Source organism: Cellulosilyticum sp. (assembly GCF_982396655.1).
This window is the reverse complement of sequence record NZ_CEVXFV010000075.1, coordinates 1-16,933: the sequence shown is the minus strand read 5'-3', so window position 1 is coordinate 16,933 and position 16,933 is coordinate 1. Positions and strand designations below refer to the sequence as shown.

General features: G+C 33.1%; 23 protein-coding genes. All 23 read right to left on the bottom strand.

Annotation, left to right across the window (positions count from 1 at the left end; all coding sequences use genetic code 11):
- Positions 1–167 precede the first annotated feature (167 nt).
- Positions 168–1,115, bottom strand: coding sequence for an XkdQ/YqbQ family protein (locus tag AC1VAQ_RS19515; protein ID WP_302599006.1), 948 nt, complete (start codon positions 1,113–1,115; stop codon positions 168–170).
- Positions 1,115–1,744, bottom strand: coding sequence for a LysM peptidoglycan-binding domain-containing protein (locus AC1VAQ_RS19510; protein ID WP_302599007.1), 630 nt, complete (start codon positions 1,742–1,744; stop codon positions 1,115–1,117). Before AC1VAQ_RS19510 ends, AC1VAQ_RS19515 begins: the two co-directional genes overlap by 1 nt.
- Positions 1,745–1,762: 18 nt before the next feature.
- The gene (locus AC1VAQ_RS19505; protein WP_302599009.1) at positions 1,763–1,990 is read right to left on the bottom strand and encodes a hypothetical protein; all 228 of its coding nucleotides are present in this window, start codon (positions 1,988–1,990) and stop codon (positions 1,763–1,765) included.
- 15 nt (positions 1,991–2,005) lie between these two features.
- A complete protein-coding gene (locus AC1VAQ_RS19500) occupies positions 2,006–4,114 on the bottom strand; it encodes a phage tail tape measure protein (RefSeq protein ID WP_302599010.1) in 2,109 nt (702 codons plus the stop codon).
- A 74-nt stretch (positions 4,115–4,188) separates the two neighbouring features.
- Positions 4,189–4,314 (bottom strand): hypothetical protein, encoded by a 126-nt coding sequence (locus AC1VAQ_RS19495; RefSeq protein ID WP_479904430.1) that lies wholly within the window; start codon positions 4,312–4,314, stop codon positions 4,189–4,191.
- A 50-nt stretch (positions 4,315–4,364) separates the two neighbouring features.
- Positions 4,365–4,781: a phage tail assembly chaperone gene (locus AC1VAQ_RS19490; protein ID WP_302599011.1), complete on the bottom strand. Its 417-nt coding sequence runs from the start codon at positions 4,779–4,781 to the stop codon at positions 4,365–4,367.
- 19 nt (positions 4,782–4,800) lie between these two features.
- The gene (locus AC1VAQ_RS19485; protein ID WP_302599012.1) at positions 4,801–5,229 is read right to left on the bottom strand and encodes a phage tail tube protein; all 429 of its coding nucleotides are present in this window, start codon (positions 5,227–5,229) and stop codon (positions 4,801–4,803) included.
- Positions 5,230–5,275: 46 nt separating this feature from the next.
- Positions 5,276–5,515, bottom strand: a complete 240-nt coding sequence (locus AC1VAQ_RS19480) for a hypothetical protein (protein ID WP_302599013.1) — start codon at positions 5,513–5,515, stop codon at positions 5,276–5,278.
- 41 nt (positions 5,516–5,556) lie between these two features.
- Positions 5,557–6,615: a phage tail sheath C-terminal domain-containing protein gene (locus AC1VAQ_RS19475; RefSeq protein WP_302599014.1), complete on the bottom strand. Its 1,059-nt coding sequence runs from the start codon at positions 6,613–6,615 to the stop codon at positions 5,557–5,559.
- A complete protein-coding gene (locus AC1VAQ_RS19470) occupies positions 6,615–7,055 on the bottom strand; it encodes a phage tail terminator family protein (protein ID WP_302599017.1) in 441 nt (146 codons plus the stop codon). The genes AC1VAQ_RS19475 and AC1VAQ_RS19470 overlap by 1 nt, the downstream gene beginning before the upstream one ends.
- Positions 7,056–7,475 carry an HK97 gp10 family phage protein gene (locus tag AC1VAQ_RS19465; RefSeq protein ID WP_302599018.1) on the bottom strand — a complete coding sequence of 140 codons (420 nt, stop codon included), beginning with the start codon at positions 7,473–7,475 and terminating at the stop codon, positions 7,056–7,058.
- The gene (locus AC1VAQ_RS19460) at positions 7,468–7,809 is read right to left on the bottom strand and encodes a phage head closure protein (protein ID WP_302599048.1); all 342 of its coding nucleotides are present in this window, start codon (positions 7,807–7,809) and stop codon (positions 7,468–7,470) included. Before AC1VAQ_RS19460 ends, AC1VAQ_RS19465 begins: the two co-directional genes overlap by 8 nt.
- 90 nt (positions 7,810–7,899) lie before the next feature.
- A complete protein-coding gene (locus AC1VAQ_RS19455; RefSeq protein ID WP_479904429.1) occupies positions 7,900–8,334 on the bottom strand; it encodes a hypothetical protein in 435 nt (144 codons plus the stop codon).
- Positions 8,335–8,378: 44 nt separating this feature from the next.
- On the bottom strand, positions 8,379–8,672 hold the full coding sequence (locus AC1VAQ_RS19450; protein WP_302599020.1) for a head-tail connector protein: 294 nt from the start codon (positions 8,670–8,672) through the stop codon (positions 8,379–8,381).
- On the bottom strand, positions 8,672–9,898 hold the full coding sequence (locus AC1VAQ_RS19445; RefSeq protein WP_479904428.1) for a phage major capsid protein: 1,227 nt from the start codon (positions 9,896–9,898) through the stop codon (positions 8,672–8,674). Before AC1VAQ_RS19445 ends, AC1VAQ_RS19450 begins: the two co-directional genes overlap by 1 nt.
- A gap of 47 nt (positions 9,899–9,945) precedes the next feature.
- Positions 9,946–10,533 (bottom strand): HK97 family phage prohead protease, encoded by a 588-nt coding sequence (locus AC1VAQ_RS19440; protein ID WP_479904427.1) that lies wholly within the window; start codon positions 10,531–10,533, stop codon positions 9,946–9,948.
- Between the two features lie 37 nt (positions 10,534–10,570).
- Complete coding sequence (locus AC1VAQ_RS19435) at positions 10,571–11,878, bottom strand: phage portal protein (RefSeq protein ID WP_479904426.1); 1,308 nt, start codon at positions 11,876–11,878, stop codon at positions 10,571–10,573.
- Complete coding sequence (locus tag AC1VAQ_RS19430) at positions 11,869–12,615, bottom strand: DNA-methyltransferase (RefSeq protein ID WP_479904425.1); 747 nt, start codon at positions 12,613–12,615, stop codon at positions 11,869–11,871. Before AC1VAQ_RS19430 ends, AC1VAQ_RS19435 begins: the two co-directional genes overlap by 10 nt.
- Positions 12,616–12,630: 15 nt before the next feature.
- The gene (locus AC1VAQ_RS19425) at positions 12,631–14,127 is read right to left on the bottom strand and encodes a terminase large subunit (RefSeq protein WP_479904424.1); all 1,497 of its coding nucleotides are present in this window, start codon (positions 14,125–14,127) and stop codon (positions 12,631–12,633) included.
- Positions 14,128–14,309: 182 nt separating this feature from the next.
- Positions 14,310–14,780, bottom strand: a complete 471-nt coding sequence (locus AC1VAQ_RS19420) for a phage terminase small subunit P27 family (RefSeq protein WP_479904423.1) — start codon at positions 14,778–14,780, stop codon at positions 14,310–14,312.
- A 35-nt stretch (positions 14,781–14,815) separates the two neighbouring features.
- Complete coding sequence (locus AC1VAQ_RS19415; RefSeq protein ID WP_479904422.1) at positions 14,816–15,754, bottom strand: hypothetical protein; 939 nt, start codon at positions 15,752–15,754, stop codon at positions 14,816–14,818.
- Positions 15,755–15,861: 107 nt separating this feature from the next.
- On the bottom strand, positions 15,862–16,440 hold the full coding sequence (locus AC1VAQ_RS19410) for a hypothetical protein (protein WP_479904421.1): 579 nt from the start codon (positions 16,438–16,440) through the stop codon (positions 15,862–15,864).
- A 30-nt stretch (positions 16,441–16,470) separates the two neighbouring features.
- Positions 16,471–16,812: an HNH endonuclease gene (locus AC1VAQ_RS19405; RefSeq protein WP_479904420.1), complete on the bottom strand. Its 342-nt coding sequence runs from the start codon at positions 16,810–16,812 to the stop codon at positions 16,471–16,473.
- Positions 16,813–16,933: the final 121 nt, after the last annotated feature.

Sequence of the window (16,933 nt, the reverse complement as noted above, 5' to 3'; positions counted from 1 at the left end):
ATTTAAAAATCGATTGCCATTAGAAAGAGAATACACAAAATTATTTATAGACCCGTAGCATAATCCGAAATTTATTGTTCCGTTATATCATATTGTTATGTGGGGCTATGTTTAGCCTATTCTTATATTTCTGTATCAACGAATTTGTCTAACATAGCCATGTTTTACTATACTCTTTCAGCTACTAGTATTATGTTAGTTTTATACCGCCCACCACTCCACTCATGTTCATCTGACTCAATATAAAAAGAACCCACTAACTTAGTTAATGAGTCCTCAATTTTAATAGTCCTTCCACTTATACAACTTGTGTCGCCTCTAACTGTAACACTTATTTCCTGTGATATACCTTGCAACATACTTTGAGCCACAGTTCTTGCCTGTTTATTATCTTCCTTAATATATACCTCTTGGAATGTACCCACTAAATCTATGAGTTCATCATTTTGTACTATACCTAAGTACTGATCATTTTCATCATAAATCTTAACCTTATTGACCACACCCTCTGCATTCTCAGAATATGAACTTTCGACTATATTTGTATCTGCTCGCAAAGTGTAGTCAACAACTTCATTACCGACTTGATCCACACATAACTTACCTTTTCGCATTGTAATATAATACTTCTTACCATTTTGACTACTGGCTCCATCATAAGCTGTCTTTATAATTTCATACATCCCCATACTACTACATAATAGTTTTTGTGGTATTCCTGTTTTAGCAAGTGCTCCCACTTCTATTCCTAAATCATTACATACTGTCGTTGTAATAGCTTCTGCTGTTTTATTCTTAAAATTATATGTGCCCTTGCTTTTACTTAACCTAATAGCATCATCATAACAAGTAATTTGTATAGTACCTTGTTCTCCAAATCGCTCATTATAAAAGACCCTACCTCTAAATAACTCTTTTTCATTATCATTATATAAATACATTCCATCACCTATATTGGGATAAATCTTAGGTGCATATGTATCATGTAATGGATATAAGAAATTTAGCTGTAAAGTCCTTGCTATTTCTGATGTGCTGCCACCCCACACTATCTCATTAATCATATTGGTGACATCAATATTATCTGTTTTATTCTTTAATATTACCTTTGGCATTATATCACCAACTTTTGTCCTACATAGATTTTATTAGGGTCAGTAATATTATTCTTAGCTGCAATAGCTTTGTAATTAGAGCCATCACCTGTAACTTTCTTTGCTATAAGCCATAAAGTATCTCCTTTTTTGACCGCATAGGTGTCAGAAGGAGACTTTACTTGTCTAGTAGTATTTGGTGTGGTTAATATTGTACCATTAGAAGTTGTAGTTGTTTGTTTTGTAGTTGAAATAAACTTATACTCTTTAAGCTCTAGACTAAAATAAACATCACCAGTGCCATCTACTTCTGAATATGTAAGGCTTTCTATTGCCATAGCATAATTAATAGGTGTGTTTGTCACAATCACCCTTATGGGCTTTCCTGAGTTCTTCCACTTAAGAAGTTGCTTGATATATTCATAAGGCTTAGAGAAGCTAGTATACAAACAAAATGGATACTCTTGATTAGGAAAGAAGCCCTCTATATTCATATTTATAAGTCCTGTTTTACCTATTAAATTAATCTCACCTAAATTAGTAATATTTACTGTTGTATTTTGATGAGGCACAGTTACCTCAAAAGAAGAAGGAAGGACTGGCAGCCTTATCCTTTCTTCATTATTGTTAAATGATAAATAATAATCCAATCTTACCTCCTATTTATATTAAAATAGTAAACTGTCATCATTTTCTTCTTCAAACGTATGCACTGCTACTTCATTATCATATTTAAAATTACCATTACAATATGGACACTCTAAAATAGGCATTTTACTTTTACCATTGCAATACATATCTATATCAGCAAATTCACCTATTACTTCCTCTGGAATCCACTCGCAATAATTGCACTTACAGCACTTATATTTATATTGTCTTATTTCTACTTTCATAACGCTCCTACTCTCTTAAGCTATATTCAATGCATGCTTTTTAAGTTTATTATAAAGTGCATTTGCAATTTTATCTATATCTGCATCTTCTCTTACTACAATGGTATCTGCTAGTTTTGCTATACTTACACCACCACTACTTCTAGCACCATCATTAAAGGCCTTTTTAATACTTTCATCATGTGGATATACTCTTGTTCCTCTTGGCAAGTCTACAATCTCTGCACCCCTATCATGAATCATTGCTGTACCACCTTGCCAGTTATCTGTGCCTTTATAAAGCATTGGTATTTGTGGGATATTAATTCCTATTTGTTTGCCACCTAACCACTCAGGCATTTTAAACGAACCTAGCCTATTGATGCCACTAATTGCACCATTAATAAAGCCTATAATCCCATTCATAACGCTCTTGCATACTCCTGTAATACTCCTAAAAATTCCTGTAAAGATATTAACCACACCTTGCCATGCATTCTGCCAATTTAGAGTAAACACACCCACAATGAACTCTATAATACCACCTAGTACTTCAACCACACCATTAATAACTGTTGCTACCCCTGTAAGTACTCCCTTGAAAGCACCTATCCAAGCCGAACAACTAATTTTGATATATTCCACTACCATTGATATTACCGGCTGAATCATTTGCCATAGCCACTGCACGAGGCTTATTATCCCTTGAATAGCTGTGCTTATTCCTTCCTTAGCTTTATTAAATACTTCTTTGAGCTGTTCAATATCTAAACCACAACTTAAAGCCAATTCCTTAATCTTATTAAAGCATCCTATAAAAAATGTTTTTAAAGGTTGCCAGTATTTAATAATGAGCCCTGCTACTAATGCAATAGCTGTCATCACTAAAACTACTTTATTTGCAGGAGAAAACACAAGCTTCATTACATCCTTCATGCTCTTAAGTCCTTTAATAGTTACACCTAACTTTCCAACAGATGTGGTAGCTTTACCTACACTACTTACTAGCTTTCCAAATATTTTTATAACCGGCCCTATACTAGCTGTCATCAATCCAAATTTTATAATGCTTTGAGCTTGCTCAGGTGTTAAGTTATTTAAAGCATCTCCCACCTTACCTATTGTGTCTGTTACCTTCTTAAACACCGGAAGTAATAGCTCACCAAATTGAATCATACTATTTTTAATCTTATTTAGAGCTATATTAAAACGTTGACTTGGTGTTTGCATGGCCTCAAAAGCACTTTCTGTAAGCCCTGTAGTTTGGCTCATTTGGGATAAAACATTTTCAAAGTCACTTGCACCTTTTCCTGTTAAAACTAACATAGTATTAAGAGCTTCTGTTGAACCAAATAGTTTCCCCATCATTTCTGTACTGCCACCTGTAGCCTCTGCAATCTCTTTCATAAATGTGGCAAATCCTACAGACTCTAAATGAGCCGAGTTAAAGCTAATCCCTAATTGGTCAGCTAACTTAACTGCCTCTGTTGAAGGTTTAATAATATTGGACATAGCTGCCTTTAAACCTGTAATAGCTTCACTTGTTCCAATACCTTGTTTAGTTAATGTGGCAATAGAACTAAATAACTCCTCAGTAGTTACACCTAATTGTGCTGCTGTTGGGATAACATTCCCTAAACTTTGTGCCATTTCTCCAAAAGAAGTTTTACCAAAGTTCTGTGCTAACATCATTTGATTAGATATATCTGTTACTTTATCTGCTGTCATACCATACGCATTTAATACGGTGGTTAAGCCATCAATAGCTGTTGTAGTATCTGTAAAACCACCTTTAGCTGCCTTTACTGCAGTTTCTACAAACTTAACAGATTCAGCTGTATCCACACCTGCTGATATTGCTTGATATTGTGCTTCTGCAAGTTCTGTAAAAGCTATTCCCGTATTATTGGATAATGCTAATATTTCCTCTTTAAGTACTACCATTGATTTACTACTTGTATCTGCAATCGTACTTACTTTAGCCATAGCATCTTCAAAACTATTTGCTGTAGAAATTGCCATCGTTCCAAGAGCTGTTAAAGGGGCAGTAATACCAATAGATAGTTTAGTGCCTACCTTCTCAATATTTTCCCCTGTTTTTTGTATGTCTTTACCTACCCTTTGTACTTGCTTTGAATACTTCACAAGCTCATGCTGTGCTTTAGTTAATGTAGGCGTAAAATTATCCGTTAGCTTTAAAATTGCATCAATAATCTTTGCTATGAGGTATCACCCCCATACATCTGTTGCATTTCCTTTTGTCGCTCTTCTAGCTCTCTTTTTATAAAATACCCTAATATTTTCTTTTCGCCCACTGGTAGCCAATAAAACTCCGAAGGCTTCATATTTTTATATTTAAAGAGTAAATACATAACTTGCATTTCATAGCTTTCTTCTATTGCTTTTTTAACTCTTCTTCATCCTCGTCCTTATCATAGCCTGATAACTCAGTAATCACACTAGATAGCTCTGCAATCTCACCTGCTAAAAATAGCTTTTTAACTAACTCCTTAGGTGTCGCACATCCAAAGTAAGCTAATAATCTTTTATCCTTTAAGCTAGGTTCTATCACACCATCAATTACTGTAAGCACCTGCATTTCAAAAAGATTAATATCTCTTAAGCCACCTTTTTTATTTAAATCTACTGCTGACCTTTGAATATCTGCATATCTCTCACCATCAATGGCCTTACATTTTACATTAAAAGGCTCACCTAATAACTTCGTTAATCTTTCAAACTCTACTTCCTTTGTAGGCATTTCCATTAATTTTGATTTATCCATTTGTAATAACTTATCAATTAAACTCATATGTTTCTCCTCTTCTGTCTTAAATAGTATCTAACAAATCCCAATCACTAAATGTAAAACTTACTTGTTCTTCACCTAATGTCTTTGCTGACCAGTTTGCGAGTGTTAGCTCATCAAAAACTGCATCTTTAATTACCACACGCTCAGCTCCTTGTGCGTCTGGATCATCTAACTTACTAATGATTGTACAAACTGTTTGTCTTCCTGCTTTCATATCATCACTTAGTTTCTTAATAAAATAAGATGATACTTTATTTAACGTAATTTGACCTGAACAAGAAAAGCCTATTACCTTCTGAGCTTTTGCAAGTCGCCTTGTCATATTTACATCTGTTTTCTCTAATGTTACTTTTGCTTCAAAGGCTGTCACCTCTGCCATATAAGTACCATCAATCCATACTTCTCCCCAAGTGCCATTAATCACTTGGTGTGCTGAAAATTTATCCATCCATTCCTCCTTTAATTTGGGGTATAAAAAAAGACACTATGTGCCTTTATATCCATTCCTCGATTTTACCCATCCAATTACATCTTACATTATTTCGAATTAGTTCTTCCCCTATTTTATACTCGACTAAATACATAGCTTCTCTTCTTCCTATGCTCTTAATACTAATTACCACACCATTAATATCTTTAACTTCTTTTCTGATATTCTTCTCTATTACTTTAGGTAAAAATACTATCTCCCAAATAATACATACTAAACCTAGTAAAATCGCAAACCACTTCATACATATCCCCTCCTGTTGGATATATTATAAAACAGTACGCCTTAAATCGCTATATCTAAAGTAATATCTTCAATCGCATCAAGTATTTTAATATTAGATGCTAAAAATACCTTATCTTTAGTATTGTACTCCTTAATCTCTCTCTCTGATAAGCTCTCCACATCCACACCTATTGATTTTAAATAGGCTGTTTGTCCTTCCACATCAATATATACTTTATTGGCATAGCTATTATCTAAAATACCCTCTAGCACTAATTGATCTAAATAAGCTTGAATAGCTGTAATTAGTAAGCATTTATTATCATAACTATTTGCATACTTTCCTAAATAGCTATCTTCTGTAGTCTTTTTAATATCATCATGTATCATGTGCATAGCATCTACAATCTTAATCTTTTTAAATGATTCTCCCTTATCTTGGGTAGTTGTTACAAAGCTATTTACCGCTCTTGCTACTTTAACTTTTTCTCCATCATGATAAAGTACTAACTCACCTTTATTAATAGCTACATCCATTTCTGTTTTAGTTAGCTTATCAAAATCTACTACCTCATTTAATGGTGCATAGGTTGCTGAAATAGTCATAGGTGTACCTGCTAAAAGACCTGCTATTCTACTGCAATATTCTGCTGTGGTATATGTCCTTGTATTGGTCACAATATTATTACTTGTAAAGTTAATAATACTTTCATGGTCTCCTTTGCAATTTGGTAATACTGCTTTTACTTTCTTATCTAATGACTTAACCCAACTCGAAATACTATTTACATTCTCTTCTTCAATCTCAGGAATAGCTAAGTAATCCCATCTTAAACATTCAAGATATTTCATAACTTCACTATAACCTGTTTCTTCCTGTGGCATCACCACAATTAATACTTTTTTAGGTGGTGTCTGATAACCCATTAAAGCTAATTCTACTTGTTCTTTATTAAACTCCTTTAAATCCTTTGGAATCTCTGAGGCACTTAATACCCCATGGCTTTCTATTTCATCCACACCATCCTTTAATACCAGCGCCACAATGCCTCGTTCTCCTCTTTTAATAGCTGTGCCACCTGTTTCCTTAAAATTAATAATTACTGATGGTAAACCCATTAGTCACTTCCCTTCTCTTTATAAATAATTTTTCCTGCTAATACGCTGTCAGACTCATTACAAGTCAACTCATAATAGTTAATATCAAAAGTAAATTGATAAATATCACCCTCCTCTCCTACTTTCTGTGTATTGGTTTCTTGGATGGTAAACTTTCTATTATCCACACCTAATACCTGTCCAAACGCTACTTTTAGCTCTTGCATGACACTATAATTCTTTAAGGTATCTGTCGTATTGGAAAAATAACTTATTGTAATAAGTAGCTGCTCTTCTTTGATGCTTTTAGTGTGGTTAATACTACTTACTGGCAAAATGCCCACAAAAAAAGAAGGCTTCTTATAACCCTCTTTAACTTCATCACCATATATAGGTACATTAGGAAATGCTCCCTTAATAACCGTTGTTACTGCCTTTGCAATATCTTGATATAAAACCATTTATTTAAGTCCTTTTATTAATCTATTTACCGTACGCTCTACCTCTTTAGGAAACTCTTTTTGATATTCAAGAGCTGTTTGTTCTACCATAAACTTTCCTGCTCTTCTCATACCTGTAGCTTCACCATTTCTTTTTACAATTTCATGCCCTCGTTCTACTAAATGAAAGTGAGGTGAGGTAGATCTAAATTCTACATAAAGGTCTTTTCCTGTACCTTGAACCTTACTTACCTTATAAGACTTCATAAGCTTCCTTTTGCTATCTTCTCCACTATCAGGAGTTTTTGCTTTAACTGCTTTTCTAAAGTTATTTCCCATTCTAGTAAGCAGTATTTCTGATTCAAACGGATAATGCTCTGCTACATAACCTAATTTTTTCTCTAAAGTATCTAAACCTTTGGTCGTAAAGCTACTACTCATCTTCCCACATTTCACCTTTCCAAGTTGCTGTTATCTCCATATAAGCATGACGTTCTTCAACATCTAAGACTTGATGAATATAAATTTTTTTGCCTTCATAATTAATAAGCATATCTTGATTAATACCTTTATGATAACGTGTTAAGATTTTATAGGTCGTTTCACTACTTAATCTTTGTGCTTCTGTTTGCTGATAACCCCTAAGAGGTTCTAAAAATGCCCACACCTTTTTGATTTGTATGGGCTGTTGTATAAGTTGTCCTATTTCATTTTCTACCTCTGAATAGAATATAAATGTTATTCTCTTATTTAGTTTTCCACTGTCAAAATGTATTTATATCACCCTCTATTTAATTAAAAATCTCCTATCTAATTTTAATTGCTTTACTGCACAATTATTAATTTCCTTAATTTTTTCCCTTTCCTAGTTATATTGGTCTCCAAGTTGTAATTGCATTTTAATTAACAACTCAGGATTAACGACTTCACCAATAGTATCTTGCCTCACCTGGGCTAATAACAAACTTAAGTAAACAAAAATATGGAGTATTCCTGCACTATCATGTTCTACAACATATTCCTTTAAAAATATAAATATTGATAAACTTTTTTTAGACCCATAACATACAATGTCTTGACCAATCTCATCAAATGCCTCTTTAAACAATATTGGTTCTCTAATGGATTTATCAATACACCCTTGAATTTTCATAGACAAACTATTTATTTTATCCAACTGATTTTCTGTTCTTTGTAATTTAAAATTATCTATAAAGTTTTTCTTTAAACCTAAATATGTTAATGCTAGGCCTATAATTGTAACTATGTTTTTTTCAATAAAGTTACATAATTCACTCATCATTAATCCCCCCTTAAGTATATTATATATAATTCAAAATAATCCTACAACAAATTTAAACTATATCTTCCCAATAAAGACTCCAACATACTATTAATCCTCAAATTAACCCTCTCATTAACAGAAATAGTCCTATTATCATAAAACTCAGCCACTAATACAAGTACTGCAATAGTTAAATCTTCACTATCATCTAACTGTTCTAAGCTCTGCCCTGTGTATTTAACTATATAGTCCTTAGCCCCTTCTAAAATAACTCCAATGAGCATATCATCTTCATCACTATCTTGTCTTAGATACTCTTTTACAAAAGGTACATCAATCTCTGATAACTTCATTAAGCTGCTTTACTCCTAGTTGTTTTACCCACACCTGTAGCTTTCCCAATGACCATTGCTTCCCCTAATGCTTTTTTAATATCTAATCGCATATTTGCTTTAATAGCAATTTCATCATTAGCAAAACCATATTCTGTAGACTTTTGAAGTGATAAGGATTTTCTTTCCCCTACAATAAGTGCTCGACCTAAATCACCAAAATAAATGGCTGTTCCTGTATCATTTAGCTCTGCAATATGTTCATTAATAATAACTGGTCTACCTAAAATAGTTGTTTGCATTCCTACTGGTGAGCCATTATAAGAAGTTACTAATACAGGCTTGCCATCTGTAAACTTCATATCTGTTAATGCTCTAGCTGTTTGGTCTGAAATCACCCAAGTTGCTGTATTTCTATATCGAATAGGTAATGCAAAATAAAGTTCTGTTAATGTCTCAGGTGTTAATTGTGTAGGTAGTGTTACTTCTTTTACACCATCTTCTGTACTAAAACTATTTAATCCTTGTACACCATATTCTTCATTTCCTTTTACAATTAATTCATCTAAAGTCATGCTATATGATTCTGCTAACTGTCTAAGTAATTCGCTTTCTAAGTTATAACCTGTATCCTCTAATGCTTCTTGTGAGAATGAAATCAATGTACCAAACTTATGTGCTTCTAATTTAATAGGCTTAAAGTTGGCTGTTTGCTTGCTGTACTCTGCAAGCTCATGCATTGGTACAAATTTTCCTAGCTTATTAGCTTGTACAGGGATTTGATGCTTACTATTCCCAAAGCGTTCATGTCTTACTGCTCCATATAAAGGAGATACATAAGCCAATTTATCTAAAATGTAATCTCCAAAAGTTGTCTTAGCAATATTCTCTGTAGCCGCATTACTTGCTCCAATAGCATCTGATGAAAAAGTATGCGTTGCATCTCTTAATTCTCTATTACCAATCTCTAGCTCTGCATCTGCTCTAAGGCTTCTAATTTCTTCTGAAATAGATCTAATTTGTTTTACTGGCTCAGTAGATGAAGCTGGCTTTTTAATCGTTGTCATTAAGTTTCTAGCTTCTTCTTTAGCTCTAATTGTTTCATCAATCTGTTTAATTTGTTCTTTATACGCATTTACTTCATTAAGCTCCTCATTAGAAAAGGCTCTAGTTTCTTGCTCTACCTTTCCTACTAATGCTTCAATCTTTTCAATAAGTTTACTTCTTTTTTCTAGTAATAATTTCATCTAGTCGTCCTTTCTAGTCCTTAAATTTAGGCATAAAAATAACTCCCTTAAGGAGTTTTGTTTTTCATTAACCACACCCATGCATCTATTAGGTGTTTCTGTTTCTCATAAGCTTCATTAAAAATTGGCTCTTCTTCCTGTTCATCAGGTCTACTTCTTTGCTCTATGCCTTCTGCCCTTACTTGTACTGAGGTTGCAATATAGGCTGGTTCAATAGTCAATAACGATACTTCTATAAGTTCAATATCTTCTAAAGTACGCTTTGCAATAGGCTCATTTTCTTCCCATGTATCATTTAAAGTCCTAAACCCAAATGACCATCCTTTTAAATTGCCTTGCTGAGCTTCTTTAATAACCTCTTTATCATTAATTACAGCTCTTGCAAATAAGCCTATATTATCTTCTCTAAGCTCTAGTGTTTCATTGATTGTACTTGCTAGCTTATGCCTTACATCATGGTTTAAAAGCATATCTACATTATCTGCTCTTTCTAAAGCCCTTTGAAATACTTGTGGTTCTACTTTTTCAATGAACTTTCCTCTTTCTGAATAAAGCTCTTTAGAATAACGATCCACGGCATTCACATAGCCACTTATTTCTAATGTACCATCATTTCTTACTTCAATTTGCACCACTTTCCACCTCCCTTCACCACTTTTACGTCTTATTGCATCATTTTGGTGCATTTTGGTGCATACTTACATCTTTTTGCTTTATATTAATGTTTTCTTGATTCATCTTTGCACCATTTTGATGCATATTCACACTAGATTGATTCATTTCTACACCATCATGCGTAACTTTGGTGTTTGTATTAGGCGTATAGATGCTTCCTGATGCAATATCCATCAAAACATCACCAAGATTAAGCTTCACAAAGTTTAAAGTCTCAATTTCATTTAAATCTTCCTCAAAGCGTACCTCAGAAGGTGTCATAAAACCATTCTTAAGGGCTATTTCATAAGCTTTAAATCGCTTTTCAATATCACCCTTATTGAGCTTTTTAGTATCAAACGCAAAATAATACTTATCCTTTTCTTCTGTATCTAACAAGCATTTATTTAAAACCTTCTCGAACTTATTAAGTATAGGCATAATTGCTAACTTTACAAATGAATCCCACACCTCACTCGGTATGCTTGAATCAAACATATTTACAGGCACATTAAACAATCTACAAATATCTGTATCAATAGCTGACTTGGATTCTATCATCTGCATTTCTTGTCCTGTCTGTTGTAATTCATGATATGTAATACCTTCATTTAAAACAATACAATCATTATTTTTCTCATAAAGCCTTTTCCATGCCTTCTTAAGCTCTGCAATCGCCTCTGCTGTTAAACGTCTAGTACTTTGTAAAACCCCACGCTTTACACCACCATTACTCATAGTCCTTGTGGTATACTCCATATTATCTAAAGCTTGTTTTAGGATATCGTTACACTCGGCTACAATTCCTCTTCCTTCTACACCATTAATGCTATTTTTAGTACATATCATAAAATGACTTATATCATAAGGTATACCTTCTAAAAGTAAAGTTACCTCTTTCAATATGACTCCTGGTGCAAACAATAAGCTAATCTTATCAGTAGGAATATAGTGCAGTTTCTTTTCTGCTTTTACGCCTTGCCCTTCAATATAAACATAGCAAGCACCTTCTAAAAGGTAATCTCTGACCATAGCTTTCTTAAGCTCATCACCTGTCATAAAGGCATTTGGCTCATCATTTAAAAGAAGTGTCCTTTTATCTCCTTTTACTTCCTCCACACTGCCCTCATATTCTTTGTATAGCTTGATTTCTAAGTTACCTATAGTATTTGCTATAAGCTCCACATTAGCGTACACAGAAGGCAAACTGATAGCTTGTGCTCTATTTACTGCAAGTGACTTTTGTTCTTCTGCTTCTAATAATAAATCTAGCTCTTGTGGTATTATTTCTCTATTTTGCCTAATAAAAAAATCCCTTAAGCCCATTTTTCTTCACCTTGGACTAAAGAGACTGCTGCCTCAATTCTTTGCTTTGCTATATTAAAGTATTTTTCATCTAGTTCCATACCAATAAAACGCCTATTTGTATTTACACAAGCCACGCCTGTGGTTCCTGATCCCATGCAGTTATCTAATACGACCATTTCCTCGTCTGTATATGTTTTTATCAAATACTCAAATAATGAAACTGGTTTTTGCGTAGGATGATAACCACGTTCAGATTTAAATTCTAGTACATTATTAGGATAATTAGTCCATTGTGGTGTAAATTCGCCATTTAATGTATCTCTGTAAATCCAATCATTACGCTCCATTTTCTTTCTTACTTTCAGCTTTGGATTTTTTATTTCCACTAATCCCTGTGGATTGTACTTAGGCATCTTCTTATAAAATACACAAACATCTTCAACCTTTCGCATAGGTTGATATTTTGCAAAACAAAAACCTGTTACTATATTTTTCACCCAGTACCAATTATATTTATAATGCTTTATATTACTTTCAATGAGCTTTGTTGTGAATGGCTGAGCTGATGTTAATACAACCACTCCATTCTCCTTAATAATTCGCATATATTGCTCCCAAAGTTTATCTAATGGAATAATTGAATCCCACTTACATTCTGTTGTTCCATATGGTAAATCACATAAAATCATATCTATGCTTCCGTCAGGAATATTTTTCATTAATTCCAAACAATCACCTTGATATAATTTATACATTCTTCCTCCTTTTTGCTAAAACACTTGCACCACAAAATCTTCTTGCAACATCTCTTGTTCTTGTAGATATAATGCATTAATAAGTGCTGCGACCATATCAATCTTACCTGTAGACTTCTTTTTATTTACATACCTATTAAGGTTTGTATCATATAAACACCTAGCATTAGCAAAATTAATTTCTAGCAATCTATTACTTTCGTAACCAAATTTCTGCGTTAAAACTAATTCTTCTAGTAGCTTTGTAGGGCTATGTAATACACTTGAATGTTGCTTAAGTTCTGTGGTTTCATAACCGTTATTTTCAAGCTTCTGTGCAGTACTCAGGCAGTTATATCTATCAAAAGCTATCCCTACTATTCTTACACCATACTTATCCTCTAAACCCAAGATGAAGCTTTCTATAAACCCATAGTCCACGACATTTTCACCACACCCAAAGCAATTCCCATTTCTAATCATTGCCCTATAATCAACCTTCTCTATTCGAGTCTTTTCGTCTATACGATCATTAGGCACAAATGCCCATACATTAGCATATACTTTGCCATCTTCCTCTGTTACCATCGCTACTGCACAGTTATCCGTTGTCATAGCCAAATCAATGCCTAAGTAAACATCTCTACCACACCAATCAAATGATTCTTGTAGTCTACACTTCTTTACTTCTTTCGTTGGAATATAAATCTCTCCAACATCACCATCTAACCAGATGTTTAGATGCTTACATTTAAATGAAGTTAACTTTGCCCCACCCATCTCAAGTGCCTTGCGATATTCGCTTTCTAGGTATTCCTTTCCATCCTCTAAAGTACTTTGTAAAGGATTAGCTTTCATGAAATTCTCTACTACCATTTCATCTTTCTCATCTAGGCTATACAGCATGGCAAATAACTTTTCATCATCAACCACACCATCAATTACTTTCTTACTGTAATCTGTCCATTCTAGGAAAGGATTTTGCGTGTTTGGATAACTGGTAGAAATTAATATTAAAAGCCTATTTTGTACTGAAAGCATCCCTGATGTCATAGACTCAATAAGCCCACCATCTTTAGCAGCACCTACCTCATCTATGCAAGCTGCAGAAACTCTTCTACCATCTGTTGTATTTACATCACTAGATAATGCTCTTAAAGTATTTTCATTAAGTTTACAAGTAATCACATCTCTTTTTATATCAAATTTATCCTTTATAAAAGGTGATGACTCTATTAACTTCTTTGCTTCGTTATATACAATCTTTGCCTGATCCCTCACATTAGCACATAAATAAAATTCACTATATTTTGGCTCTAATAACATAAGCAAAATCATAATAAGTGAACTGTTTACGCTTTTTGAGTTCTTTCTTGCTATCCATAGTAAGCAAATTTCGTATCTTCGTTTTTCAGGCTTGTCTTTCCTTTTCCAGCAAAAGATATTTAATATAAAAAAATACTGGTAGCCCACACAAGCCTCATATAGTGATTGACCTGCTACAGCTCCAGTAGCAAAGTTAATTAACTTCATGATATTAATAATTTTATCTGCTGTTTCATAATCAAAATAATAAAGAAGCTCCTCCTGATAGTCTATCTCATAAAGGAACTTCTTACATATCGTTTTTATATATTTATTTGTTGGAAATTTGCCCTCTAATACATCTACTGCATACTGATAGGCTTTTGATTCTTTAAAGCTGTTATAATCTATTACCCACCACCTCCTTGAATAATCTTAAGTAGTGGATCTTGTTGCTCTTTTTCCACACCTGCATTAATATTGGCTAGTTTAGCTCTTGCTTGTGGGCTTAAGCTCAGCTCATTACACAATCTAAAAAACTCCTTCATGTAGGAGTCCTTAACTTTCAAATATACACTTGGCTTACCTTCATTATTAACCACACCAAACTCATTAATATGGCGTTCACATTCTTGTATTCTATCTATACTTATAGCTGCCTGAGCTAAAATATAAACATCTATATTACCCAAAATTCCTGAGGGCTTAAGGTAATCTACTATAGCCACAAACTTTTCTTCCTGTTCTTTGGATAAAAAAGAAGGTGGCCTGATATCATCAGACTCACCTCTAAGTTTTGCTTCATATTCTATCCTTGCATCTATTTCACTTTTACTCATATGTCCTGTTCTTGTTGTTATGCTCTTCGTTGGGCGAGCCATGATTGTCACCTCCTTAAAATATTTCATAGTATTCCTTAAAAAATATGTATCCTACTTTCAGGTAATAATTGTCTTAACTCATAAATAAATGCTTCTTTTTCATTTTCTAGTGTATTAGGTTGAAAACTAATGTCAAATTCATTAAATGCATCATCTGTTAATTGTATTTCTATTCTTGAGAATGGTAATTTTGTTTCTACAAATGGTTCCTTACTTATCATAACCTTTAATCGAATCTCTTTTTCTTGATACCACTTTTTATGATATATTTTACCATCTCTACTTGTACATTTGCCTGCTTTATTTTTCATAATGCCAGCTATTTCAAATACAGATACATCATAATCATCTGCTATTTCGTTTACTTTAAGTCCCCCCCGTTTATAATGCACTCCAAAAAAATCGTTATTTGTCACATAAAATTGTCCATTATTAGCATTTTCTCCTACGTGTATGCATGGCATTTCTTCTCTTGACGGATAAACCTTTATATTCAGTTCTTTTCCTTGTGCATCAAATACATTAATGATATTCTTTGAAAACCATTTTTGCTGTACACTAAATAAAACTCCATTTGGTCTATCCTTTATTTGACTTCCCCTAGCATATTCACGCCAATGTGCAGGATTAATCTTAGGTTCATATGTAAAACACCCCACAAAAACTTTATCCCTTAATCTTAAGTCATTTATTCTTTTTATTTCTTCTAAATCATTTACATTTTCTAAATTAGAAAGTCTAAACCTTCTACTCTTTATAATACTAATCAATGCATCTTGTGACGTACAATGAAATAGCTTAGGATACCGACTAGCAAATCCTGCTTGACGATTAATAAACTTATGTTTTCTTTCAGCGAGTTGAGCCTGTGGGGAACTTTGATACGTATCTAGTATCTGTCTTAAATCATTAAATCCGTGTACTTCTCTCCTACCAGTAATATAATCGTTAAATATTACTCTTTTACTTTTCACATTATCATCCTTTATATAAATATTTTCATTTTAGGCATTTTGTGTCTCTTGTTGGGGGCACGTGGTCTTAGGTATAAGCTTATATTATAGTTTAATTAGTAAGGGGGTTACTTAGTCATTGCTAAGAATGAGCACAAGATACTTGCATGATTACATTTATCATAACTGCCTTTTTTTACATAATCAAAATAAGTATTTCTATAATTAATTATCAAGTACTCCAAACAATCTTCCAAATCGGCAACATTAGTAAAATTATAAACTAATGATGTATATGGACTAGTAGGAATAGTATCACACTGACTATGATACTTTTTTTGAATATACTTTTTAGCATTACTAATCATTCTTCTTCTAAAGTTTAAAGACACTGGAGAAAAAACATCTGTCCAACCTGTGCTATAAACTTTTTTATTCACCATTCTCTCATCCACACTAATCATTAGCTCATTGTCACGATATCTCAGTATTGCCACAGCGCGATCTAATCTTGTTAAGACTAACATCGGACTATTATCTATTTCAGCAATTCCAATATCCCTATACTTTACACTTAGGTTTTGTAACGCTACTATTAAAGGCCCCTTTAAATTTGTATTTTTCAAGTTACCAGTATTTTTAATTGTATGTTCCACCATACTTCGTGTTTCATCAAACCTAATATAATCATCTTTATTAATGTTCATTATTCCTCTCCTGTTCTTTATCCAATATTATTAATTCCAATCCACCAAACTACTATCGCCAATCTGCAAGTTACACACTCTACACAACACAGCCACATTATCCTCATCTAATCTTAACTCTGGATAATCTTTAAATGACTTTATGTGATGTCCTTGTAAATTCTCAGTAGTAATGATTTTCCACTTACTCCAACATCGCTCACAATATGGATGCTCTTTTACTTTTCTATTACGTAATTTCTGCCAAGCATATGATGAGTAAAATTTACGTTTCTCAGGTGAAATATTTCTGTTATATGTAATGTTAGCTCTGCAAGTACAAGTTTTGTTATATTCAATTCTCTTTCCACATTTACTGCATATTTTCTTCATGATATCCTATTTATGTATTAATATTTTAAATTAATTATATTTTTCATTCAATATGTCATATTAAACAAAAAAGACCCCTAACCTTTTACAGTTAAGAGCCTTCATCTTAGGAGTGTTAATA